This is a genomic window from Corallococcus praedator, assembly GCF_003612125.1.
In the GTDB taxonomy this organism is placed as follows: domain Bacteria; phylum Myxococcota; class Myxococcia; order Myxococcales; family Myxococcaceae; genus Corallococcus; species Corallococcus praedator.
The window spans coordinates 25,418-48,123 of the sequence record NZ_RAWI01000024.1 but is presented as its reverse complement, the minus strand read 5'-3'; the positions used below and the strand labels follow the sequence as shown (position 1 = coordinate 48,123).

Here is a 22,706-nt window from a genome sequence, read left to right as displayed (position 1 = left end):
GGGCAGGGTTACCCCGCATTGTCATGCTCGCGAAGTATTGAAACACGGGGGCAATACCACCATGAGCAGACCCTTGAAGTTCCTGGCGCGTGAGCAGGCATTGATCATGGAGTTGAAGGACAGACTTCACGGCGCCCGGACCCTGGAAGCCATCTATGAGGCCCTCGGGACCACCCTGGCCCGGCTCTGCGAAGCGGATCACATCGCGATTGGCTGCGTCAATCCGGATGGCTCGGCGGGTTTGCAGTGGAAGACGGAGACGGTCCACCCCCTGCTGAAGGACTACAGCGAATGGGCCCAGAACGATTTCGTGTTTCAGGCCACCGTGGTCCAGCCGAACGTCGTGCTCAATGACACCCAGATGCTCCAGGGCCGGTCGCTGGAGGAGATGGAGACCTTCCAGCGCAGCCAGAGCGTGGGACTGAACCTGCGGCGCGTGATGGCGTCCCTGCTCTTCGAGGCACAGGGATTGAAAGGAAGCATCGCGATGTATCGCGAGGCCTCCCGAGCCTTCTCGCTCCGGGCCCAGTGGCTCCTCCAGCAACTCGTGCCCTACATCGCCAAGGCGATGGCCACGGTCCAGGAGCTGTATGCCTACCGCTTCGAGAACGACCTCCTGAAGGTCATCTCCCTGGAGCCGAATCCCTCCCTGGTCCTGAACGTCCTGGGGCGCAAGGTCGTGGAGTCGGGCACGGCCATTCCCCTGGTGGCGAAGTGGTTCTCCGCCCATGAACTCCACGACGGCGTTCCCCAGGAATGGACGCGGCGGGTGCGGGAGCTGTCGCGCTTCGATGAGTCGACGGATCCCTCGCTGCAGGCCCTGGTGATGGAGCGGAACGGGGAGCGGCTGGAGGTGTCGTTCACGGCGTCCACGCTGCTGTGGGCCGGGCGCATGTTGTGGCAGGTGCGGATGAAGGAGCACTCCCACTGGCTGCGGCCGGAGTGGCACCGGCTGCTCACCGAGCGGGAACTCGAGGTGGCGGACGGGCTGTTCGAGGGAGCGTCCAACAAGGAGATCGCTGGGACTGGCTCCGTGGAGACGGTGAAGGTCCACGTGAAGTCCATCTTCGCGAAGACGGGCACCCATTCCCGAGGGGAGTTCGTCTCGAAGGGCCGGCGCTCATAGCGCGCGGTCGAAGAACTCGCGCAGGTGCTGTGCGTAGCCCTGGGGGTCCTTCTGGGCGTACTCCCCGTGGGCCGCTTCCGGCACCTCCCACAGCTCCTTGGGCTCGCAGGCCGCGCGGTAGAGGCTGGCTCCCAGCTTCTGGGGCCCGTCCGGGTCGCTGCCTCCGTTGATGAGCAGCAGCGGCCTTCCCTCCAACCGGCACATCCCGTCCAGCGGCCGTACCGCTTCCACGTCGATGCCCGCCCGGCGCAGCCCCCACAGCACGGCCCAGGTGCTCGCGCCGTAGTGCGAGCCCATGTCCCCCGCGAGGTCCGGGAACGCGCCCGCCACCGCCACCGCCTTCACGCGCGGATCCTCCTGCGCCACCAGCAGGGCCGTCGTCCCTCCCATGGAGAAGCCGAACAGGCCCACCCTTCCGGGTGTCACGTCCGGCCGGGCGCGGACGAATGACAGCGCCGCCCTCACGTCCTCGCGCTCGCTGTCGCCCCAGCCAATCGTGTCGCCGTCACTCTCGCCCTGGCCGTGCAGGTCGAACAGCAGCACGCCGTGTCCGGACTTCGCCAGCACCCCCGCCTCGAAGAGGAGCTGCGTGCGGTTCGCCGCGAAGCCGTGCACCAGCACCACCGCCGTGCCGTCGCGCGACGGCAGATACCACCCGCGCAGCACCTGCCCCGCGGCCTGGAACGACACGTCCTCCAGCCCCGTCAGTGCTTCCGGTCCGGACGGGTGCACCACCGGGATGCGCGATGGATGCACCAGCGACGCCGCCGTGCGCAGGCCCCGCACCGCCGTGAGCGCTCCGAATCCCGCCGCTCCCAGGACGAGCAGCAGCGCGAGGACGCGGAACCACCGGACGCCAGGTTTCTTCGAGGACACAGGTCAGCTCCGGGCCGGCTCCGCGTTGCGCCAGCGCTCCACGACGTTTCGCACGGCGGCCCCCCATTCGGGGTACTCGAAGGTGAAGCCCGCTTCCAGCAGGCGCCCGGGCACCACGCGGCGGCTCTTCAACAGCAGCTCCGTGTCCGTGCGCATGAAGAACGCGCCCACCTCCAGCATCCACTTCATCGCCGGCAGCCCCACGCCCACGTGCGCCGCCTCGCGCAGCTTCGCCATCATCTCCCGCTGGGGCAGGGGATTCGGGGCCGCCAGGTTCACGGGGCCCTCCAGGTCCTCGCGCTCCAGCAGCAGCTGCACCGCGCGCACGAAGTCCTGGTCGTGGATCCACGACACGTACTGCTGGCCGCTTCCCGCCGTGCCGCCCAGGCCCCGGCGCGTCAGCCCCAGGAGCACGTCGAAGATGCCCTCGCGGTCCGGGCCCATCACCATCGCGGTGCGCAACGCCACCTTGCGCGTGTGCGGCGTGTTCGCCTCCGCCAGCGTGCGCTCCCACGCCTTGGCGATGTCGATGCTGCGCTTCCAGTAAGCGGGCACCCCCGGCTCATCCCCACCGATGAGGCCCGTGGCCTCGTCGTTGGGCGCGTCCAGCCGGTGCGCGTACAGCGTCGCGGTGCTCATCTGCAGCCACACCCGCGGCGGCTTCGCGGCCTGCGCGATGGCCTGTCCCACCACCCGCGTGGAGTCCACCCGCGAGTCCATCATCTGGCGCAGGTTCTCCTCCGAATAGCGGCAGTTCACGCTGCGCCCCGCCAGGTTGATGACCGCGTCGGCGCCGTCCACCTCCTTCGCCCAGTCCCCCAGCGTGCGCCCATCCCAGGACACCGTGCGCGCCACGCCCCGGCCGCCCCGGCTCACGAGCACCACGTCGTCACCCCGCGCGAGAAAGGCCCGCGCCAGCAGTGCGCCCACCTGCCCCGTGCCACCTGGAATCACGATCTTCACCGTCCACCCCCTGCCGCGTGACGGGCCTGCTCCGCCGGGCCCCGTGTACTTCCAGGCATAGCGCGCCCACCCCGGAGTCCGCCGGAGACCGTGCCCACTGGCCCCGGGCGGCCCTGGTACCGGCGATGAGCCCCGCTTTCGGGGCGGAAAGGGCCTCCGTGCCAACCCATTTCCGGGGATGTCACGGGTTGGGGCGGAAAAACCAACCGGACCGGAGGGAAAATGCGGGGGGCACGCAACCGGGGCCGCCGGTGGGCGAGAATCGGTCATCCCCCCACCTCGAATCCGAGGGCCGTCATGATCATCTCGTCCCGCCCGCTCACCGCGCCCCGCACCACCTCGGCCTCCAGCTTCGAGACTGCCGCTCCGAAGAAGGCCCCGTTCAAGCAGGCGGCGCCGGTGGACGACTTCACGCCGGCCGGTCCGGACCCGCGCTACGACGGGATGAAGGACAAGATCCTCATCAAGGCGCTGCACGACGCGGTCTCCAAGCACAAGGACCTGGGCTACAACGGCGCGCGCAAGGTCATCTTCACCACGCTCGACAACCATGACGGCTTCGTCAAGTGCGTCTACACGGGCAAGGAAGTGAAGACGGACAAGATTCCCAGCAGCAACGTGATGAACACCGAGCACACCTGGCCCCAGTCCAAGGGCGCCACGGGCGCGGCGAAGGCGGACCTGCACCACCTGTTCCCCACCGACAGCAAGGCCAACTCCATCCGGGGCAACTACCCGTTCGGCACGGTGAAGAACGTGAAGTGGACGGAGAACGGCGCCAAGTTCGGCACCGACGAGAAGGGCCGCACCGTCTTCGAGCCGCCCGATGCGCACAAGGGCAACGTCGCTCGCGCGCTGTTCTACTTCTCCACCGTGTACAACAAGCCCATTCCGCCCGACGAGGAGTCCGTCCTCAAGCAGTGGAACACGCTGGACAAGGTCGACGCCGCGGAAGTGAAGCGCAACGACGGCATCGAGGCCGTCCAGCAGAACCGCAACCCCTTCGTGGACGACCCGACGTTGTCGGAGCGCATCGCGGACTTCTAGAGTCCGCCGCATGCCTCTTCCCGTCGCGCCCTTGTGGGCGCTCGTTCCCAGTCGTCCCGGCGTGCCCCTCCTGAAGGTGGGAGGCACGCCCCAGGCGCCCGGTCCGCTGGACTGGCCCGTCTGCGAGATGTGCGGCAAGCCGCTGCGCTTCCTCTTCCAGCTTCCGCACGTCGAAGGCCGGCTGGACCTGGCGCCGTACGCGTCGGTCCACGTCTTCCAGTGCGAGAACCCCGACTCCGTCTGCTTCCGCTGGGACCCCGAGGAGGGCGCCAACGCCGTGGTGCCGGTGACGGCCGGTGCGCCCGAGGTGGGAGCCCCCCCGGAAGGCGTGAAGCCCTATGTGGAGTGGACGCTCGGCTTCGAGCCCGCCACCGAGGACACCGAGGCCCTGTCGGTGGACGTCAACGAGGCCAGCGACGAACAGCTCGCCGCGTTGGACCGTGCGCAGGAACAGGCGCCGGAGAGCAAGGTGGGCGGCGTGCCCGGCTGGCTCAACGGCGAGGCGACGCCCGAGTGCTGTGACGCGCCCATGCGCTTCGTCGCGCAGCTCGCCGCGATGCCGTACGGCCTGGAGTTCGGCGACAACGGCCGGGGCTACGTCTTCCGGTGCACCCGCGAGGACTGCGTGCGGCCCTTCCGCTTCCTCACCCAGGGCGCCTGAGCAGGCCGCCCGGGCGGGCAGGCCTCATCGCTGCATCGCGGTCAGCAGCTTCTGCGCATCCTCGGCGCTGAGCTTGCCCGCCTCCACGAGATCCAACACGCGGCGCATCTCCGCCGCGGGGATGCCTCCGGACTGCGAGGGCGTCTGGGGGGGCTCTGCCCGGTGGTGCCGGGGTCCGTGGTGGTGGCCGTGGTGCGACCAGGGCGGCGCGCCCCAGGAGTTCGCCCAGGCGTGGGCCCACTGGTTGGCGTGGCGTTCGGCGCGGCGCTGCCAGCGCTCCGCCTGGCGCTGCCAGCGCAGCGAGTCCTCATCCCACGAGGACGCCTCGCGCCCTTCCTCTTCGTGGCGCGCACGGCCTGACTCGCGCAGGCGCACCGAGCCCAGCTCCGTCTCCATGATCAGCGTCGTGGCGGCCTGGGGATTGGTGGGGTAGCGCGTGTGCGCCGAGCCTAGCGACGAGCGGGCCACGACGTTCAGGTCCAGTCCCGGCACCAGCCGCAGCTCCACCGCGCCCACCTGCGTTCCGATTCGGTGCTCGCCCACGTCCAGCGCGTCCACGTCCAGCTTCACCGCGCCCGCCTGCGCGTGGATGTGCAGCGTGCCGCCCACGCGCTCACCGACGATGCGACCCGCGCCCGTGCGCAGGTTGAGCTTGCCGTGCACGTCGCGCAGGCTCGCCGTCCCGGCGTCCGTGGACAGCTCCAACTCGCAGTCCTTCAGCCCGGAGACGCGCACCGCGCCCGCGTCCAACTGGAGCCGGGCGTGCACGTTGGCCGGCACGAACAGCTCCGCGTGTCCGCCCTGGCGCCAGAACAACGACAGGAAGCCCGCCTCGCGCGGCACCAGCTCCACCTTCGTCACCCGCCCGTGCTCGCGGATGCGCGCCTCCACCCGGCCGTGCGTGACGAGGTAGGGCTTCTCTCCTTCCGCCAGCGGCGACACGACGAGCGCGGCGGCCGTCGCGTGCAGCTCCAATTCCGCCTGCTGTCCCCAGGGGATCGCGTGGCGCTGGGCGCCGTCGCGTGAGGATGCGGAAGCGTCGGAGGACGGCGTCTCTTCGGAGTCCATCATGGGCATTACTCCCGTGCCTTCTTGAGGCGTTGGGCGGCCTCGTCCGCATCGATGAGCCCGGCCGCGAGGTCATCGAGAATCTGGGCCCGGCGCGGTGAGGCGCGCTCGCGGGCTGGGGGCGGAGACGGGGGCGCGGGCGGTGCGCCCGGCGTGTTGCCCAGGGCCTCCACCACGTCGTCCAGCCGCGCCACCACCGTCGGATAGGAGAGGCCCAGGGCCTGCTCCACGTCCTTGATCTTCCCCCGGCAGCCGATGAACACCCGCACGAAGGCGAGCTGCTCCGGCGACAACTGCTGCACCCACCCCGTCGTGAAGCGCCCCTCCACCGCGGACTCGCACCCCTCGCAGCGCACCCGTTCGATGACGGTGCCACCCCCACAGACGGGACAGCGGGTCGGGACGGGCCAGGTGGGCTTGGAGGTCGGCATGGGGTGCGTTGGGGTTCAGAAAATCAATTTGTGGATTGAGAATATTGATTTCTACGGGCTTGGCAAGGGGAGGAGTTCATTTCCCGGGAAGACGGACACCTCCGAGCCGGTGGCCACGAAGGCGGAGTGGGATGGACCCCGGAGGCACTCGGAGAAGGCGGGGCCGTAGAAGCGGGCCACGTCGCAGTCGAAGGCCGTCTCCTGGGCGCGCCAGACGCTCCAGCGGGGATGCTCCACGCGGTACTCCGCGCAGCCTCCGTCGCGCTGGGCGGTGTAGCCCCAGTAGTGCTCGGTGATGAACTCCTCCTGCGAGCCGGGCGTGCTCTCCACCGGGCTGCCCTGCGTCCGGGCCGACAGCTGGTGCCAGCGGCCGTGGGACTTCCAGGCGTACTCGACGTGGCCGGGCGCGCCCGTGTCGGCGCCGTCCATGTTCACGGCGTGGCGCATGGGGAGCGCGACGTAGGGCTCGTTGTAGAGGACGCGCGCCACGGTAGCGATGGCGAGCTTGGGGACGATCTCCCGCACGAACACCACGCCGCGCCGCCAGCCCTCGGGGCCCAGGCGGCGCACGTAGAAGCGCAGGTTCACCTCGTCGAAGTCGCGGTGGAATGGAACCGCGAGGCCGCGCACGCGCGTGTCGAGGAAGCGGAAGCCGACCATGCTCGCGAACGTGTGGCCCTGCCACGCGTCGAGTTCGGTTCCACGGGGCACGAGGGGCCGCAGCACCGCCGGGTCCACCTCGTAGTTGAGCATCAGCAGGTACCGCCACGTCGCCGTCAGGAAGGGGCGCATGGCGAAGGTGTAGCGCGCCCACGTCGCGCAGGGCTCGCGTGGACCCCGGCTTCCCCCTGTCCGTGGCTTCTGTCGGGCAGAAGCCCGGACCTAATGGGTGACGGGACTGAGCCGCCGCTCCCTGTCCGCGAGCCGCCGCTCCAGCCGTTCGCGCCATCTCAGCGCGGGCCGCTCCACCCCGTGATGCAGCAGCAGTGACGCGAGCAGCACCGCCACGGCGCCGCCGACCAGCGTGATGACGTGGAACGTGCCCAGGCCGTGGGGCTCCAGGGTCACGCGCACCAGGTGCTGCACGGACTTGTGCGTGAGGTAGACGGTGAAGCTCAGCACCGCGAAGGTCCGCACGCCCGGGATGCGCGCGCAGACGCGCGAGACGGCGGGCCCGGCCATCGACACCAGCAGCGCCGCGTACCCGAGCGACACCAGCGGGAAGGCCAGCACGGCGTAGGAGAGCTCCCGGTTGTATTGCTGGTTCACGTACGCCGCGCTCCCCAGGCACAAGAGCCCGAACCCCGGCAGCAGCACGCCGGGCCTTTGCGTCCAGCGCTCCCACATCGCGGGCCGGTAGACGCGCATCGCCGCGAGCAGCACGCCGCAGAGCAGTCCGTCGAGCCGCGCGTACGTCGGGTAGTAGAGGAACGTGTCGTAGTCGCGCCAGCCCATGTCGTCGGGGCCCAGCTTCCCGAACAGGTGCAGCCACAGCCCGCCGCGCAGGAGCATCCCGGCCAGCATCACGGCCACCGCGCCCGCGAGCACATACGGCGCCCGGGCACGCCCGCGCAGCGCGAGCAGGGTGAGCGGGAGCACCAGGTAGAAGTGCTCCTCCACGCACAGCGACCACGCATGGGAGAAGCCGCCGATGTGCAGGCCGAAGTTCTGCGTGAAGGTGAGGAAGCGCCACGCGGGCGTCACGAAGGGGCGCTCACTCCAGGCGGGCACCCACAGGTACAGGCCCAGCACGACGAGGAACGGCGGCAGGATGCGCAGCGAACGTCGCAGGTAGAAGCGCCGCAGCGACGGTGTCTCGCCCTTCGCGAGCGGCTCCAGGAACTGCGCGCCGATGAGGAAGCCGCTGAGCACGAAGAACAGCTCCACGCCCGTCCAACCGAAGTTGGCGATCATCCGGTAGGTCTCATGACCTTCGGGACGGGGGTGGTGGAAGAGGACGACGAGGACGATGGCCAGGCCCCGGAGCAGGTCCAGGCCGGCGAGGTGACGCGATTCAGGCGTGTTCAGGGGAGCGGCTTTCCAATGCCAGACTATTTCCGAGATAGAGAAAACCATTGTATTTCTTTACTGCCAGATGAATCGCCTTTGACGGTTCTTCAATTTGAGCAACGTCACGCCCGCCGCCCGTGCGAATGGTTGCTTGAACTGTGAGGTTGACTTTTCACGAGGGGGTGAGGAACTCGCAGCCGCAGGATCATGGAAAATAGCGCGATTTTGTCCGACACACCCGCGTCATGCGGTTAATCGATACCTTGCCGACTCCGCAAGTTTTGCCAATTTGTACGAAGGGCCCTCTTCGTAAATGGCTCATGCCAAAGACTTAAGTGGGCCCCAATCGAGTGGTTGGATAAATCTAGTTTTTGGGCTCTAGCGAGAGGAACCGATTGGCGAAAGCGCTTGTTAAAAGAGTGCTTTCTCCTCGCTCCTTGTTTCCCAGAATGGTGACTCGATAGCGAGCTCGCGTTATGGCAACATAGAGTCTTGTGTGGGCAATAAAATTCATGAAATGCCGACTCTCGGAAGTCGCGGCTGCTCCTGTTGGTGGAACTCGGCCATCATCAACGCCAACTAGGACCACTCCATCAAACTCAAGACCACCAACATAGTCCGGCATGGAGAGAACAAAGCGACCAGTTTTTTTGGCACGGCTGACTACTTCAGCGTCGCCGCGGCGTTTTAAAACTTCTAGAGGTTTGTTGAGTGTTTCGGACTTTGTCTCTAGTGAGTGAAAGAGTTCCGCGCTGAATGCGACAAGTAATATTTTCGATCGCGAGCACTGCAGATCCTCAGTTAGCTGCTCTGCTTTCGATAGGGCCGCCACAATCATTTGGTCGTCTGTCGGATAGAAAAAGAAATCCGGTGTCTTAGCCTTGGATTCTTCGTCAGGAGTGAAGACGCTGGAAGCGTGATGTAGAGGGTTCTCGAAATTCGTAAAAAGCGTCGCCCCCGCCGCTGTAACAGACAGTGCGAGATTTGTGATGTCTGGAGAGCAGCGAAAAACCGAGTCGACGGTCGTTTGTTTGGTTTCGTGACTGTTTTCTGGGGCAGGACTGAGGATTGCTGTATCAAGAATGGCGTTGGTTAGTCCTCGATCGCCTGGTGCTTGTGTTCGATCGACTGAAAAGACGATTGGGTTCGAGCCCTCTGTTTTGGTGAGATAGTGGAGTGCCGAAAGTTCATTTAGGTTGAACAAGTGAGTCTCGTCAACGAAGACAGAGTCGAATCCCTCTTTGATTCGATGCCGTCTCCAAATCGGGGTGTCGAGTTGGCCTATCGCGCTGAGGACAACATCGTCTGTATCGAACTGGTTTACGCTGAAAAGCTTCTTTTGGTACCGCTTGAATACTGTGAATACAAATCCTCTATCGGCATCTGTTTTTATGGGTAAGTTGTTCTCGACGGCCGGGAGTCGCCTGTATTTTTCCAAATCCTCCCCGGCCCTTCCTTTAATCGTTACGGAGATTTCATGCTGGAACATCTCTGCGATGGTCCAGACCCGCTCGGTATTGAGGAATTTAGCAAAATCTTTCGACAGCATTCGAGTGTAGGTTGGGAGGTCTTCCTGGATTGCTTCGCTCAGGCATTCTTCAATGTAGAGCAGGCGAAGATCTCGGGCCTCCATCGCGTCTCTGTCCAGGAATTCCACTTCTGATATTCCTGTATTGAGATGGCTCGCGCACCAGACTTGAAGTGTCGTTATCAACAGCGACTGTTGGGAGTCTCTGCGGCTCAGGCGGGAGAATCCAAACTCGTCGTTGGTGTCAAACATTTGTTGGACGGCAATCCGGGTGGCCTCGCCATAAGCAATGAACACTGAGTGATTCTCGCGTTCTTGTTTTTTTGCGAGCTGGAGATTGTTGATGCACTTTAGTACAAGCGAGAGTGTCTTGCCTGTTCCGGCTGGTCCTTCAATTCGTTCAGGACCAGAAATAGGTCTCATTACGAAGTTGCGCTGCGTTTCAGTCAGCCGGTGCAGCCACTGCTCAAAGCCAAGGTGCGGGGTGAGCGGTTCGCCGTCAGGAGTTCGAAGAACCGAAACCGTCAGCGCCTTTGCTTTTTCGCTTTCTATTCTGCCTAATTCGGCAATGCGTTGTCTGGCTGTTTCAATATTTCTGATTGCAACACTGAAGTAGTGGACGCTTGGTTTCTCGTCTGGTCCGGCTCCTTCATCCATTCCGTTGTTGTAAACTAATAAATGATTCCCGGACGATGTTTGGCGCTCATGCAATTTTTTGGCATCGGGCTGTCTCTCGATGGCGAGGCGAAAAAGACTGAGCGGAAAGGGGAATATGGCGGCTTTTGTTGTGCCGGCAATCAGGCGCTCGTGGGGGCTGAGTTTAAGATTCTCCCAAATCCGAATCGCGAAGCGCAATACTCGCTGGAAAATTAGGACGCAGTCTGATTGGCTTCTGTTGGTGAATGGATTTGCTTTGTCTAGATCGAAAACTAGATAGTGTTCGCGGTCTGGTGTTTTGCTTAGAATGTAAGCCCCGTCTGCTTCCCTGATTGAGTACACGCCCTGTGTTGGGAACTCGCTTCCTTGTGCTCCTTGGAGAATGCTTGCCAGTTCACTGCCTTGGGTGAACTGTGCGGACTGGAGAAACCGATCCGAGATTATGTCGGAGGCTGCGCGGTGATCGATCAGTATAAATTTCATGACTCTTCCTTTGTTGATATTGAGTGATGTTCTTTGAGTTTGTCTATGTAGGTCGTTTCGGGATCGGTGAGTCCAATGCGGCTGAATAGGAGAGAGAACGATTGGAGGAGATGTTCGATCTCTGGAGAGCGTAGAACGCCGATCGGAAATGCGAAATCTGTAGAGTCAAAGCAGATTTTGTTGGCAGCTTCTGGATGGTGCCTGCAGTGAAGTTCATACTCTGGTTTTTCAATCCCTGCTGCAATCTTGATGGCTAGGTTTCTTGGCAGATGGCGAACTTCTCTCAGAAGTGCCACGTATCCATGCTTGTCTCCGTCGGGACTTATTGAGTCCAGGAAGTAGTAGCCACTGAGTTTTTGTCGTATGCAGTCATCTAGGGCTTGACGGCAAATAGATGCAAATGATTTGTCGTCTGGTGGAAGAAATGGCTTGAGCTTGTTTTCTTTGTTGATTTTTTCCAGCTTCAGGATGGTTGAGTTTATTTTTTCGAGCCTGTCTCTGGCTGTTTTCGTCTTTTTGTCCGCTGCGTCAGCTGGGAAGAGTTTTTCAATGATGCTGGCTAGTGGTTCGGTTGTTAGGATGTTTGGTGAGTGTCCTGCGGTGTTGAGGGTAGAACGCAGGTTTCCTTCGATTTCATTCATCCAGCGTTGGCATACGATTGACTTGAAATCGCGATCAATCCAGTCTTGCATTTTAGCTATGGGTAGGTAGTTGAATATTTGGGTTTTGTCGTGTGCAAGATCGCATCTGGCTGTGATGATGAGGCCATGTATGTCGCAACCTTTGTAGTCTTCAGATAGGGCCCCGCTGAAAATTGACCCCTGCTCAATTTTTCCCCACTTAACTGGGAGAATGGTTTGTGCCAAGTCGATTTCCTGTCTGGTTGGTCTGACGGTTAAATTTGTTGGCGACTTGAATGGTTAATTGGGTGTGTGGGTTGGAGTGTTTGGCTGTGGATGTTTTTGGCTTGAGTAGGTTCCTGTAGGTGAAGGATGGCTGGTTTGGGCGATATGGTTGGTGTGGTCTGAGCTAGATATTACTCGGATTTTCATGCCGTGTGTGTGGGAGTAATTGGCGGGTTGAGCGCGTGTTATTCCTTGGGTTGCTTGGGATGGCTCTTTGACTTGATGTGGGATAGATGCGCGTACACCGTGCGCACCGAGTCCGCGTCGGGCCAGAAGCCCCGTCCGGCGTACTTGATCAACCGCTGGGCGGTGATGCCCGGGCGGACCATCTTCACCACCCGGACCCGGCGTTGAAAGAGGTCCACCCAGGCGTGCGGGCCCGCGTGGAGCAGCCGGCCGTCCAGCAGGAACTGGCAGATGCTCAGGTCGGTGAACGCCAGTTGGTGGCGGATGGGGTCGCCTCCTCCGCCGAAGAGGGCCGGGATGTGGACGAGCTGGAGCAGGTGGCCCTCCGGCGAGTGCAGCTCCAGCGCGTACATCTCCCGGCCATCGGGGAAGCGCCGCAGTCGCAGCCGCTCCTGGAACGCGCCTTCTTCGAAGACGGCCCCCGCGCAGGGTGCATGGTCGTCACGCCCCCGAAGCCGGTCCATCAGCCAGGGCCCCCACTGCGTCGCCCCCTGTCTGCGGCAAGGCGTGTAGCCGGTGGCCAGCATCCGTCGTGCGGTCCGCTCCAGCGCTTCGAGCGATGCGCAGAACAGGTCGTAGTCGCCCGTGTCCCCACCGTCGCACATCTCACCGGTGAGCCACCGCAGGATGCGGCCTCCCAACAGCCACGTGTCGTCGCCCAGCAGGTCCAGGTGGGGCAGCTCCGGCAGGGCCAGGATGCGCTGGACCTCCTGGACTGGAACCGGCGCCCGGTCCTCCAGGGCTGCCGGGTCGGTGGTGGAGGTCGCGCCCAGCAGGGCTCGCAGGGCGGCGTCCTCCGTGCGTGTGAAGCGTCGGGACATGGCGTGGCTACCCGTCCCTTCCGTCCGACTTCGGCGGGGCGGCGAGCAGCGTCCGCAGGCGTTCAGCCAGCGCGTCCACGTGGGGCGGACGGACGAGGGTGAAGTGGTCTCCCGGCACGGTGTGCACCGTCACCCCACCGCGCGCGAGCGCACCCCAGCCGAGGTCCGCCGGAGCCTCCGGGCCCTGCTCGGCCCGGAGCAGGACCAGCGCTCCGTCATACGGTCCAGGCACGTAGGTCCTCGTGGCGCCCTGGTTCACCAGGAAGCGGTGCCACAGCTCGCGCAGCTCCTCGCAGGCGACCTCTTCCAGGCCCATGCCGATGCCCAACTCGGGTGGTCCTTCCAGCACCAGGCGCAGCTCCACCGGATCCACCAGCCCCAGCACCTCCGCTGCTCGGGGATGCACTTCCGCCAGCCGTGACAGGTGATCCGCGAACTCCAGCACCCGCTGGCCCACGGCTTCGTCCGGGGTGAGGACCTGCTCGGAAGCCGGCTCCTCGCCCATCGCGTCGATGACGACGAGCACCTCCACCGCTTCGCCTCGGGCACGGAGCTGGCGCGCCATCTCGTACGCCACGCGTCCGCCCATGGACCAACCGCCCAGGCGGTAGGGCCCCGCGGGCTGCACGTCGCGCACGGCCTCCAGGTAGCGCGTGGCCATGGCCTCCACCGTCGTGCCCGCGCCGTCCTTCGGCACCTGCAATCCGTAGAAGGGCTGGGTGGGATCCATGCGCCGCGCCAGCTCCAGGTAGCCCAGCACGCTGCCTCCCACCGGATGCACGCAGAAGAAGGGCGTGCGCTCGCCTCCCTTGCGCAGCATCACCAGCGGCGAGTCCGAGGACGTCCCCGCGTCGATGCGCGCGGCCAGTCCCTCCAGCGTCGGCGCCTCGAAGAGGTCGATGACCGCGAGCCTCGCGCTGAACAGCGTCGCCGCCCTGGCCACCACCTGCGTGGCCAGCAGCGAGTGGCCGCCCAGGTCGAAGAAGCTGTCGTGCACGCCGATCCTGGGAACGCCCAGCAGCTCCCGCCACAGCGTCGCCAGCCGCTGCTCGGTGGGCGTGCGGGGCTCGACGTGTCCGGTGTCCTCGTTGGAACGGGACGGTTCGGGCAGGGCCTTGCGATCCACCTTGCCGTTGGACGTGCGGGGCAGGGCGTCCAGCACCATGAACGTCGCGGGCACCATGTAGTCCGGCAGCCGCGCCGCAAGGTGCGCGCGCAACACGGACTCCTCCAGCGCCTTCTCGAAGCGGCCCACCGCGTAGGCGATGAGCTGCCGGCCCTGGGACGCGTCGTCGCGCGCCACCACCACGCACTCGCTCACGCCCGGGTGCCTTGAGAGCACGGCCTCCACTTCACCCAGCTCCACGCGGTAACCGCGAATCTTGAGCTGGTGGTCCACGCGGCCCAGGAACTCGATGCGGCCGTCCTGAAGCCAGCGCACCCGGTCCCCCGTCCGGTACATGCGGGCGCCGGGCTTCGTCGCGAAGCCGTCCGGTACGAAGCGCTCCGCCGTCAGGTCCGGTCGGCCCAGGTAGCCCCGGCCCACGCTCTCGCCGCCGATGAACAACTCGCCGGGCACGCCCGTGGGCACCGGCTGCCCGTACGCATCCAGCACGTACACGCGCACGTTGCCCAGCGGCCGGCCCAGCGGCACCGACCGCGTTCCCGGCGTTCGCACGCCGCGCTCCACCAGCTGCGCGAGCACGCCCACCGTCGTCTCCGTGGGGCCGTAGTGGTTGAACACCTCGCAGTCGGGGGCCAGCGCGTGGACCCGCTCCACCAGCGTCCACGACACCGTGTCGCCGCCCAGCACCAGCCTGCGACGCGGCAGCAGCCGCTCCGCATCCTGTCCCGCGAGCAGCGCTTCCAGGTGCGTGGGGACGATCTTCAGGCCCTGCACCTCATGCGCCCGGCCGTATGCCACGAGCCTTCCCGCGTCCGATGCCGTGTCCCGGTCCACCAGGTGCACCGCGCCGCCCGCGCACAGCGTGGGGAACACCGCCGTGTGGCCCAGGTCCGCCGCCAGCGTGGACACCGTCGCGAACGACATGCCCTGGGGCAGCTCCAGCCGGTCGCTGACACCCGCCACGTAGCAGGCGAGCTGACGGTGTTCGATGACCACGCCCTTGGGCTGGCCAGTGCTCCCCGACGTGTAGATGACATAGGCCGCGTTGCCCGGCAGGACGCCCGTGGATGGGGCGTCTTCCGGTTGTGCGTCCAGCAGCCCGTCGTCCGCGTCCAGGCTCACCAGCAGCTCACCCTGCGAAGGCAGCTCGTCCGCCAGCGCTTCCTCCGTGACGATGAGCTGGACGCCCGCGCCCTTCAGCATGTGGCGCATGCGCTCCGGGGCGCTGGCCGCGCCCGCATCCAACGGCACGTAGGCCCCGCCCGCCTTGAGGATGCCCAACAGGCCCACGAGCGCGTGCGCCTTGCGCTCCACGAACAGGCCCACCCGTGTCTCCGGCGCGACGCCGTACTGCTGGAGCAGGTGCGCGAGCTGGTTCGCCCGCCGCTCCAGCGCCGCGTAGGTGAGCGTTCCATCCGGGGCCACCACCGCCAGCGCTTCCGGCGTCCGCGCCGCCTGTTCGGCGATGAGGGCGTGGATGCAGCGCTCCGCGTACGGGAGCGCGGTGTCGTTGAACGTCCCGAGCAGCCGCTGACGCTCCGGCTCCGGCAGCAGTGGGAAGTCCGACAGGCGCAGCGCTCCGGCGTGCGCGACGATGCTCGCGAGCACCGCGTGGAAGCGCTCCGCCATGTGCTCGATGGTGGTCTCGTCGAAGAGGTCCCGGTCGTAGCTCCAGGCGCACATCAGACCTTCGGGCGTGGGCGTCACGGACAGCGTCAGGTCCAGCTTCGCGGCGGCGGTGTTCACGCCTTCCACGCTCAGGGTCAGCCCGGGCAATTCCAGCGCCGTCTGCGGCGTGTTCTGGAGGATGAGCTTCACCTGGAACAGCGGCGCGTGCGAACGGCTGCGCTCCGGGTTCATGGCGCGCACCACCTCCTCGAAGGGGAGGTCCTGGTGCGCGAAAGCGCCCAGGGACACGCGCCGCGTCTGCTCCAGCAGCTCCAGGAAGGTGGGGTTGCCTTCCATCCGCAGCCGCACCACGAGCTGGTTGATGAAGAAGCCGATGAGGCCCTCGGTCTCCTTCGTGTCGCGGTTGGCCACGTCGGTGCCCACCACCACGTCCGGCTGTCCGCTGTAGCGGTGCAGCAGGCCCTGGAAGGCAGCCATCACCGCCATGAAGAGCGTGGCCCGTCCGCGCTGGGCCAGCGCCTCCAACCCATTCGAAATGGCCGGCTCCGTCGTCCGCGCCACCAGGCCGCCCCGGTGGGCGCGCACCGCGGGGCGGGGTCGGTCCAACGGCAGCTCCAGCACGGCCGGGGCTCCCGCCAACTGGTTGCGCCAGTAGTCCAGTTGCTTCTCCAGCAGGTCGCCTCGCAGCCACTGGCGCTGCCAGACCGCGTAGTCCGCGTACTGGATGGCCAGGGGCACAAGCGGCGAGGGCCGGCCCTGCTGGTGGGCGACGTACAGCGCGCTCACCTCCTGCACCAGCACGTCCATGGACCAGCCGTCCGACGCGATGTGGTGCATCGTCAGCAGCACCCGCCATGCGTCCTCCCGCAGGCGCAGGAGTCGGGCCCGCAGCAGCGGTCCCTTCGCCAGGTCGAAGGGCTTCAGCGCCTCTTCCACCTCCAGGCGATGGGCGTTGGCATCCCGCGCGTCCTCGGGCAGCGCTCGCAGGTCCACCTCTTCGAGCGGCAGCGCGAGGTCGGGCAGGACGACCTGCGACGGGCCTTCGGGGCCATCCCGGAAGACGGTGCGCAGGGATTCGTGTCGACGCACCACTTCCTGGAAGCAGTGCTCCAGCGCGCGCACGTCCAGCGCTCCCTCCACGCGCAGGGCGACGGGGATGTTGAACGTGGACGTGCCCGGTTCGAGCTGATCCAGGAACCACAGCCGCTGCTGGGCGAACGACAGCGGCATGCGCTCATCGCGCGGCGCGGGGCGCAGCGGAGGGGCCTGGAGCGCGGCTCCGTCCCGCATCAGGGCTTCCACGCGCAGGGACTGCTCCTCCAGCGTGCGGGCCTCGAAGAGGGCCTGGAGCGGCAGCTCCACCTGGAAGGCCGTGCGGATGCGTGACAGCAACTGCGTCGCGAGCAGCGAGTGTCCGCCGCGCGAGAAGAAGTCGTCCGTCGCGCCCACCGCGTCCTGCTTGAGCACTTCGCGCCAGAGCGCGGCGAGGCGGGTCTCCGTGTCCGTGCGCGGGGCGACGAGGGCCCTGTCGGCGCGCTGGGCTTCGGGCGCGGGGAGGGCGCGTCGGTCCAGCTTGCCGCTGGACGTGCGCGGGAGTGCTTCCAGCGCGACGAAGGCCGCCGGCACCAGGGCCTCCGGCAGGGTGCGCCGCAGGAAGGTGCGCAGCGCTTCGGCTTCCACCCGGGGCGTGGTGCGCGAGACGACGTAGGCCACCAGCGCGAGGCCGTGGGCTTCATCGTCGCGGACCACGACCGCGGCTTCGCGCACGCCGGGGTGCAGGACGAGCGCGGCTTCGACTTCGCCGGGCTCGACGCGCAGGCCGCGCAGCTTCACCTGGGAGTCGAGCCGGCCGAGGAACTGGAGGCGTCCGTCCGACAGCCAGCGGGCCCGGTCTCCGGAGCGGTACAGCCGGGCGCCGGGCTCGGTGGCGAAGGGGTGGGGGATGAAGCGTTCGGCGGTGAGGTCGGGACGGCCCAGGTAGCCGTGCGCCAGGGGCACGCCGCCCAAGTGCAGCTCTCCCGGAACGCCGACGGGCACCGGCCGCAGCGAGGCGTCCAGCACGTACGTCTGCGCGTTCGCCACCGGCCGGCCGATGGGCACCGTCGCGCCGGACTCCTCGCCGGTGACAGAGGACCAGGTGGCGTCGATGGTCGTCTCGGTGGGGCCATAGGCGTTGACGAGCCGGACCGTGGGCAGCAGCGAGCGCAGCCGCGTGGCCAGGTCCGGCGTCAGCGCTTCACCGCCGCAGAAGAGCAGGCGCAGGTCCGTGGCCTTCGCGAAGGCCGGCTCCGCCGCCAGGAAGCGCAGCACGGAGGGCACGGCCTGGAGGACGGTGATGCGCTGCTTCGACAGCGTGTCCGCGAGGAGCGCGACGTCGCGCTGGGCCTCGGGCGGCGCGAGCACGAGCGTGGCGCCGGACAACAGCGTGGAGAAGACCTCCGCGGCGGAGGCGTCGAAGCCCAGGGCCGCGAGCTGGAGCTGCCGGTCGTCGGCGCCCAGCGCGAAGGTGGTGCCCATCCACGTCGCATGGTTCGCCAGCGAGCGGTGGGAGATCAGCGCGCCCTTCGGCTGCCCCGTGCTGCCGGACGTGTAGAGGACGTAGGCGGGCAGCTCCGGAGTCACGTCGGGGAGCAGGGCTTCCGCGAGCGGGGACTCCAGCGCGGCTTCGACTTCGACGACCGGTCCCGTGAAGGCGGGCAGGCTGTCGCGCAGTCGGTTCTCGGTGAGGAGCACCGTGACGCCCGCGTCTTCCAACTGGAAGGCGAGCCGCTCCGACGGTGCGGACCGGTCCAGCGGCACGTAGGTCGCGCCGGCCTTGAGTGCACCGAGCAGGGACACGGGCAGCGCGTGCGAGCGCTCCAGGAACAGCGCCACCCGCGCGCCGGTGGGCAGGCCGAGCGTCCGCAGCCGACGGGCGAGGACGTTGGCGCGTGCATCCAGCTCCCGGTAGGTGACGGTGGCGCCGTCATGCTCCACGGCCACCGCGTCGGGCGTCGCCCGGGCCTGGGCCTCGAACAGCGCATGGACGGGCGTGTCGCGCGGGAAGTCGGCGCGCGCGCGGGTCCATGCACCCAACACCTGCTGTCGCTCCGCCTCCGTGAGCAGGGGCAGGTCGGACAGCCGCCGCTCCGGGTGGGCCGCCGCGTCCTCCAGCAGCACGCGCAGGTGTCCGATGAGGCGTTCGATGGTGCTCCGGTCGTAGAGGTCGGTGCGGTACTCCACCGCCCCCTCCATGCCCTCGGGCTTCTCCGTGAGCGTGAGGGAGAGGTCGAACATCGCGGCGCCGGATTCCACCGGGTGCGGTTCGATGCGCATGCCGGGCAGTGACAGCTCCGCTGTCGGCGTGTTGAGCATCACCAGCGACACCTGGAAGAACGGCGTGCCTTCGACCTGGCGCTTCGGCTGGAGGACCTCCACCAACTTCTCGAAGGGCACGTCCTGGTGGTCGTAGGCATCCAGCGTGACGCGCTTCACCCGGCCCAGCAGCTCGCGGAAGGTGGGGTTGCCGTCCAGCCGCGTGCGCAGCACCAGCGTGTTGACGAAGAAGCCGATGAGCCCTTCGGTCTCCTCGCGCGTGCGGCCCGCGATGGGTGCTCCGATGCTGACGTCGTCCTGATCCGCCCAGCGGGAGAGCACCGCCTGGAAGCCCGCGAGCAGGCCCATGAACAGCGTCGCCCCTTCGCGCTGGCAGAGCACTGTCAGGTCCTGCGCCAGCTTCTTGGGGAACATCAGGTGGAAGCTCGCGCCCGGCTGCTGGGAGCCCGCGACGCGGGGGCGGTCCGTGGGCAGCTCCAGCGCCGAGGGGGCTCCCGCGAGCTGGTGACGCCAGTAATCGATTTGCGCCTTGAGCACGTCCCCCTGGAGCCATTCGCGCTGCCAGACCGCGTAGTCCGCGTACTGGATGGGCAGCGACGGCAGCGCCAGCGGCTGGCCGGAGAGGGTGGCCGCGTAGCGCGTGACCATCTCCCGGATGAGGATGGCGATGGACCAGCCGTCGGAGACGATGTGGTGCATCGTCACGAGCAGCAGGTTCTCCACGTCCGTCAACCGCAGGAGCCGCGCCCGCAGCAGCGGTCCCTTCGCCAGGTCGAAGGGCCGGCGCGCTTCGTCCTCCGCGAGGCGACGGGCGGTCTCCTCGCGGTCGCGCACGGGCAGCTTCCGCAGGTCCTCCACCGCCAGCGGGAAGGACGCCTTCGGGGCGATGACCTGGACGGGCGTGCCCGCGTGGGTGGTGAAGGTGGTGCGCAGGGATTCGTGGCGGCGCACCAGCTCCGTGAAGGCACGCTCCAGGGCCGCCGCGTCCATCGCGCCGTGCAGCCGCAGCGCCACCGGCATGTTGTAGACGGGGAGGCCCGGCTGGTACTGGTCCAGGAACCACAGCCGCTGCTGTGCGAACGACAGCGGCAGGTTCCCCTGTCGCGGCACGGGGCGCAGCGGAGGCGCCTGGAGCCGGACGGCGCGGGCCAGGGTGGCGTCCAGCATCGCGGCCTGGGCCTCCAGCGTGCGCGCCTCGAAGAGCTCCTGGAGTCGGGGCTCCACCGCGAACGTGGCGCGGATGCGTGACAGCAACTGCGTCGCGAGCAACGAGTGTCCGCCGCGATCGAAGAAGTCGTCCTTCGCGCTCGTGCCCTTCGTTCCCAGCAGCTCGTTCCACAGCGTGGCGAGCCGGGCCTCGGTGTCCGTGCGCGGCTGGACGAAGTCGCCCTCCGTGCCCTGGACCTCCGGTGCGGGCAGCGCGCGGCGGTCCACCTTGCCGTTGCGCGTGACGGGCAGCGAGGCCCGCATGACGATGGCGGAAGGCACCAGGTATCCGGGCAGCCGCTCCCGCAGCCAGACCTTCAGGGCCGCGACATCCAGCAGCGGCGGGGCTCCCGCGTGCGACGGGGTCGCCGTGGCGCGAGGCACCACGTAGGCCACCAGCGCGCGTCCTCCCGGCATGTCGTCGCGCGCGAGGACCACCGCTTCGCGCACCGACGCATGGCCCAGGAGCACGGCCTCGATTTCACCCGGCTCCACGCGGAAGCCACGCAGCTTCACCTGCGTGTCGCGGCGGCCCAGGAACTGGAGCGTGCCGTCCGCCTTCCAACGCACTTGATCACCGGAGCGGTACATCCGCGCTCCCGGCACGTCGCTGAACGCATCCGGCAGGAACCGCTCGGCGGTGAGCCCGGCCTGCTGGAGGTAGCCCCAGGCCAGTCCGTCACCGGCCACGTACAGCTCCCCGGGCACTCCCGGCGGCACGGGCCGCAGGTGCGCGTCGAGCACGTACACGCGGGTGTTCGAGAGGGGCCGGCCGATGGACACCGGCGACTCCACCGCGTTCGCGTCGGTCATCACGTGGCAGGTGGCGAAGGTGGTGCCCTCGGTGGGGCCGTAGCCGTTCACCAGCCGGCCCGCGCGGGCCACGTGTTCACGCACGCGCACCGGGTTCAACACATCGCCTCCGGCGAGCACCTGGCGCACGCGGGCCAGGGCCTCCGGCTGCGTGGCGGCCATCTGCTCGAAGAGCGCGGACGTCAGCCACAGCGTGGTGACGTGGTGGGCTTCCAGCGTGCGGCCCAGCTCCTCCAATGAAGTCGCCTTCGGATCCGCCAGGACCAGCCGGCCTCCGTGCAGCAGGCAGCCCCACAGCTCGAAGGTGGAGGCGTCGAAGGCCAGCGGGGCCAGTTGGAGGAAGACCTCGTCCGGTCCGAACCGGGCGAAGTCCGTGCCTACCACCAACCGGACGATGGCCCGGTGCGGGACGCAGACGCCCTTGGGCCGGCCCGTGGTGCCGGACGTGTAGAGGACGTACGCGAGCGCGTCTCCGCCCTGTGTGGCATTCGGCGCCGTATCCGGCTCCGCGTCCAGGCGTGCCGCTTCCGTGTCGAGCAGGAGGACCGGGGGCGCGTTGGCGGGCAGGTGCTGCTTCATCGCCTCCGAGGTGAGGACGCGCACCGCGCCGGTGTCCTCCAGGAAGAAGGACTGCCGCTCCAGAGGCGCTTCGGGGTCGAGCGGGACGTAGGCCGCGCCCGCCTTGAGGATGCCGAGCACCGCCACCGGCAGCTCCAGCGAACGTGCGAGGCACAGCGCCACCTTCGCGCCCGGCTTCACGCCGCCCTTGCGCAGGTGCCACGCGAGCTGGTTCGCGCGGCGGTCCAGCGCCGCGTAGGTGAGCGTCTGGCCCTGGAACTCCACGGCCACCGCGTCCGGTGTGCGCGCGGCCTGGGCTTCGAACAACGCATGCACGGCCGTGTCACGCGGGTACGGCACGGTGGTGGCGTTCCACTCCACCAGCACGCGGTGCCGTTCAGCGTCGGAGAGCAGCGACAGCGTGGACAGGCGCCGCGTGGGCTGTGCCACCGCCGCTTCCAGCAGCAGGCGCAGGTGGTCCATCAGGCGGGTGACGGTCGCCACGTCGTAGAGGTCCGTCCGGTACTCCAGCGCGCCTTGCAGGCCGGAGGACGTTTCGGACAGGGTGAGCGACAGGTCGAAGCGGGACGTGCCGCTCTCCGTGTACACCCGGTGGAAGGTGACGCCTGGGAACGCGATGGCCGTCGTGGGCGTGTTCTGGAGCGAGAGCGCCACCTGGAACAACGGCGGCACGCCGCGCAGCCGGGGCGGCTGGAGGACCTCCACCAGCTTCTCGAAGGGGACGTCCTGGTGCGCGTAGGCGCCAAGCGTGACGTCCTTCACCCGGCCCAGCAGCTCGCGGAAGGAGGGGTCGCCGTCCAGCTTCGTGCGCATCACCAGCGTGTTGATGAAGAAGCCGATGATGCCCTCGGTCTCCGCCTGCGTGCGGCCCGCGATGGGCGCGCCCACGATGACGTCGTCCTGGCCCGCGTGTCGCGCGAGCACGGCCTGGAGGCCCGCGAGCAGGCCCATGAACAGCGTGGCCCCTTCGCGCTGGCACAGCGCCGCCAGGTCCTTCGTCAGCTTCGGGGACAGCTCCACCTTCAGCGAGGTCCCGGGCTGGTTCGGCTCCGCGGTGCGCGGGCGGTCCGTGGGCAGCTCGGAGGTCGGCGGTGCGTCCTCCAACTGGCCGCGCCAGTACGCGAGCTGTTCGTCCAGGACCTCGCCCTGAAGGCCGTCGTGCTGCCACGTGGCGTAGTCCGCGTACTGGAGGGGCAGCTCCGGCAGGGGCGACGGCTTGCCGGCGACGAAGGCTTCGTAGAGCGCCCCCAGCTCCCGGATGAGGATGGACATGGAC

The 22,706-nt window shown here is 67.3% G+C and carries 13 protein-coding genes (1 of these 13 cut by a window edge); 3 read left to right on the top strand and 10 right to left on the bottom strand.

The genetic code is table 11. From position 1 onward, the window contains the following. The first annotated feature begins 61 nt into the window (after positions 1 to 61). Positions 62 to 1,126 carry a helix-turn-helix transcriptional regulator gene (locus D7Y13_RS47090; protein ID WP_199732712.1) on the top strand — a complete coding sequence of 355 codons (1,065 nt, stop codon included), beginning with the start codon at positions 62 to 64 and terminating at the stop codon, positions 1,124 to 1,126. Here D7Y13_RS47090 and D7Y13_RS05355 read toward each other — a convergent pair. Both D7Y13_RS05355 and D7Y13_RS05350 read right to left on the bottom strand, forming a co-directional pair. Next, on the bottom strand, positions 1,121 to 2,002 hold the full coding sequence (locus D7Y13_RS05355; protein WP_120582883.1) for an alpha/beta hydrolase: 882 nt from the start codon (positions 2,000 to 2,002) through the stop codon (positions 1,121 to 1,123). The genes D7Y13_RS47090 and D7Y13_RS05355 overlap by 6 nt on opposite strands. 3 nt (positions 2,003 to 2,005) lie before the next feature. After that, a complete protein-coding gene (locus D7Y13_RS05350) occupies positions 2,006 to 2,965 on the bottom strand; it encodes a TIGR01777 family oxidoreductase (protein WP_120582884.1) in 960 nt (319 codons plus the stop codon). A gap of 297 nt (positions 2,966 to 3,262) precedes the next feature. Between D7Y13_RS05350 and D7Y13_RS05345 the strand changes: the two genes are divergently transcribed. Together D7Y13_RS05345 and D7Y13_RS05340 are read left to right on the top strand one after the other, a co-directional pair. Then, complete coding sequence (locus tag D7Y13_RS05345) at positions 3,263 to 4,012, top strand: endonuclease I family protein (RefSeq protein WP_120532106.1); 750 nt, start codon at positions 3,263 to 3,265, stop codon at positions 4,010 to 4,012. Positions 4,013 to 4,022: 10 nt separating this feature from the next. Further along, positions 4,023 to 4,673, top strand: a complete 651-nt coding sequence (locus D7Y13_RS05340; RefSeq protein ID WP_120582885.1) for a hypothetical protein — start codon at positions 4,023 to 4,025, stop codon at positions 4,671 to 4,673. A 24-nt stretch (positions 4,674 to 4,697) separates the two neighbouring features. Here the strand turns inward: D7Y13_RS05340 and D7Y13_RS05335 are convergent, their stop codons facing one another. From D7Y13_RS05335 to D7Y13_RS05305, 8 genes are all read right to left on the bottom strand, one after another. Beyond that, the gene (locus tag D7Y13_RS05335) at positions 4,698 to 5,744 is read right to left on the bottom strand and encodes a DUF4097 family beta strand repeat-containing protein (protein WP_147444240.1); all 1,047 of its coding nucleotides are present in this window, start codon (positions 5,742 to 5,744) and stop codon (positions 4,698 to 4,700) included. Between the two features lie 5 nt (positions 5,745 to 5,749). After that, positions 5,750 to 6,172 (bottom strand): DUF2089 domain-containing protein, encoded by a 423-nt coding sequence (locus D7Y13_RS05330; protein ID WP_120582886.1) that lies wholly within the window; start codon positions 6,170 to 6,172, stop codon positions 5,750 to 5,752. A 51-nt stretch (positions 6,173 to 6,223) separates the two neighbouring features. Further along, the gene (locus D7Y13_RS05325) at positions 6,224 to 6,964 is read right to left on the bottom strand and encodes a YqjF family protein (RefSeq protein ID WP_120582887.1); all 741 of its coding nucleotides are present in this window, start codon (positions 6,962 to 6,964) and stop codon (positions 6,224 to 6,226) included. Positions 6,965 to 7,054: 90 nt separating this feature from the next. Continuing rightward, entirely contained in the window at positions 7,055 to 8,248 is a 1,194-nt protein-coding gene (locus D7Y13_RS05320) for an acyltransferase family protein (protein ID WP_120582888.1), read from the bottom strand. Positions 8,249 to 8,546: 298 nt separating this feature from the next. Next, positions 8,547 to 10,850 carry a UvrD-helicase domain-containing protein gene (locus D7Y13_RS05315; protein WP_120582895.1) on the bottom strand — a complete coding sequence of 768 codons (2,304 nt, stop codon included), beginning with the start codon at positions 10,848 to 10,850 and terminating at the stop codon, positions 8,547 to 8,549. Beyond that, entirely contained in the window at positions 10,847 to 11,716 is an 870-nt protein-coding gene (locus D7Y13_RS45110; RefSeq protein ID WP_147444241.1) for a hypothetical protein, read from the bottom strand. The genes D7Y13_RS05315 and D7Y13_RS45110 overlap by 4 nt, the downstream gene beginning before the upstream one ends. 224 nt (positions 11,717 to 11,940) lie before the next feature. Beyond that, the gene (locus tag D7Y13_RS05310; protein ID WP_120582889.1) at positions 11,941 to 12,762 is read right to left on the bottom strand and encodes a Gabija anti-defense Gad2 family protein; all 822 of its coding nucleotides are present in this window, start codon (positions 12,760 to 12,762) and stop codon (positions 11,941 to 11,943) included. A gap of 7 nt (positions 12,763 to 12,769) precedes the next feature. Beyond that, positions 12,770 to 22,706, bottom strand: partial view of a non-ribosomal peptide synthase/polyketide synthase gene (locus D7Y13_RS05305; protein WP_120582890.1) — the end only. It continues 19,178 nt past the right edge of the window; the window shows 9,937 of its 29,115 coding nt (coding positions 19,179–29,115); its start codon lies off the right edge, out of view; its stop codon occupies positions 12,770 to 12,772.

Bases quoted from the DNA above. Each gene is read 5' to 3' on its own strand.
- D7Y13_RS47090 (WP_199732712.1), top strand. From the start codon at position 62: ATGAGCAGACCCTTGAAGTTCCTGGCGCGTGAGCAGGCATTGATCATG.
- D7Y13_RS05345 (WP_120532106.1), top strand. From the start codon at position 3,263: ATGATCATCTCGTCCCGCCCGCTCACCGCGCCCCGCACCACCTCGGCC.
- D7Y13_RS05340 (WP_120582885.1), top strand. From the start codon at position 4,023: ATGCCTCTTCCCGTCGCGCCCTTGTGGGCGCTCGTTCCCAGTCGTCCC.
- D7Y13_RS05335 (WP_147444240.1), bottom strand. From the start codon at position 5,744: ATGATGGACTCCGAAGAGACGCCGTCCTCCGACGCTTCCGCATCCTCA.
- D7Y13_RS05330 (WP_120582886.1), bottom strand. From the start codon at position 6,172: ATGCCGACCTCCAAGCCCACCTGGCCCGTCCCGACCCGCTGTCCCGTC.
- D7Y13_RS05325 (WP_120582887.1), bottom strand. From the start codon at position 6,964: ATGCGCCCCTTCCTGACGGCGACGTGGCGGTACCTGCTGATGCTCAAC.
- D7Y13_RS05320 (WP_120582888.1), bottom strand. From the start codon at position 8,248: ATGGTTTTCTCTATCTCGGAAATAGTCTGGCATTGGAAAGCCGCTCCC.
- D7Y13_RS05315 (WP_120582895.1), bottom strand. From the start codon at position 10,850: ATGAAATTTATACTGATCGATCACCGCGCAGCCTCCGACATAATCTCG.
- D7Y13_RS05310 (WP_120582889.1), bottom strand. From the start codon at position 12,762: ATGTCCCGACGCTTCACACGCACGGAGGACGCCGCCCTGCGAGCCCTG.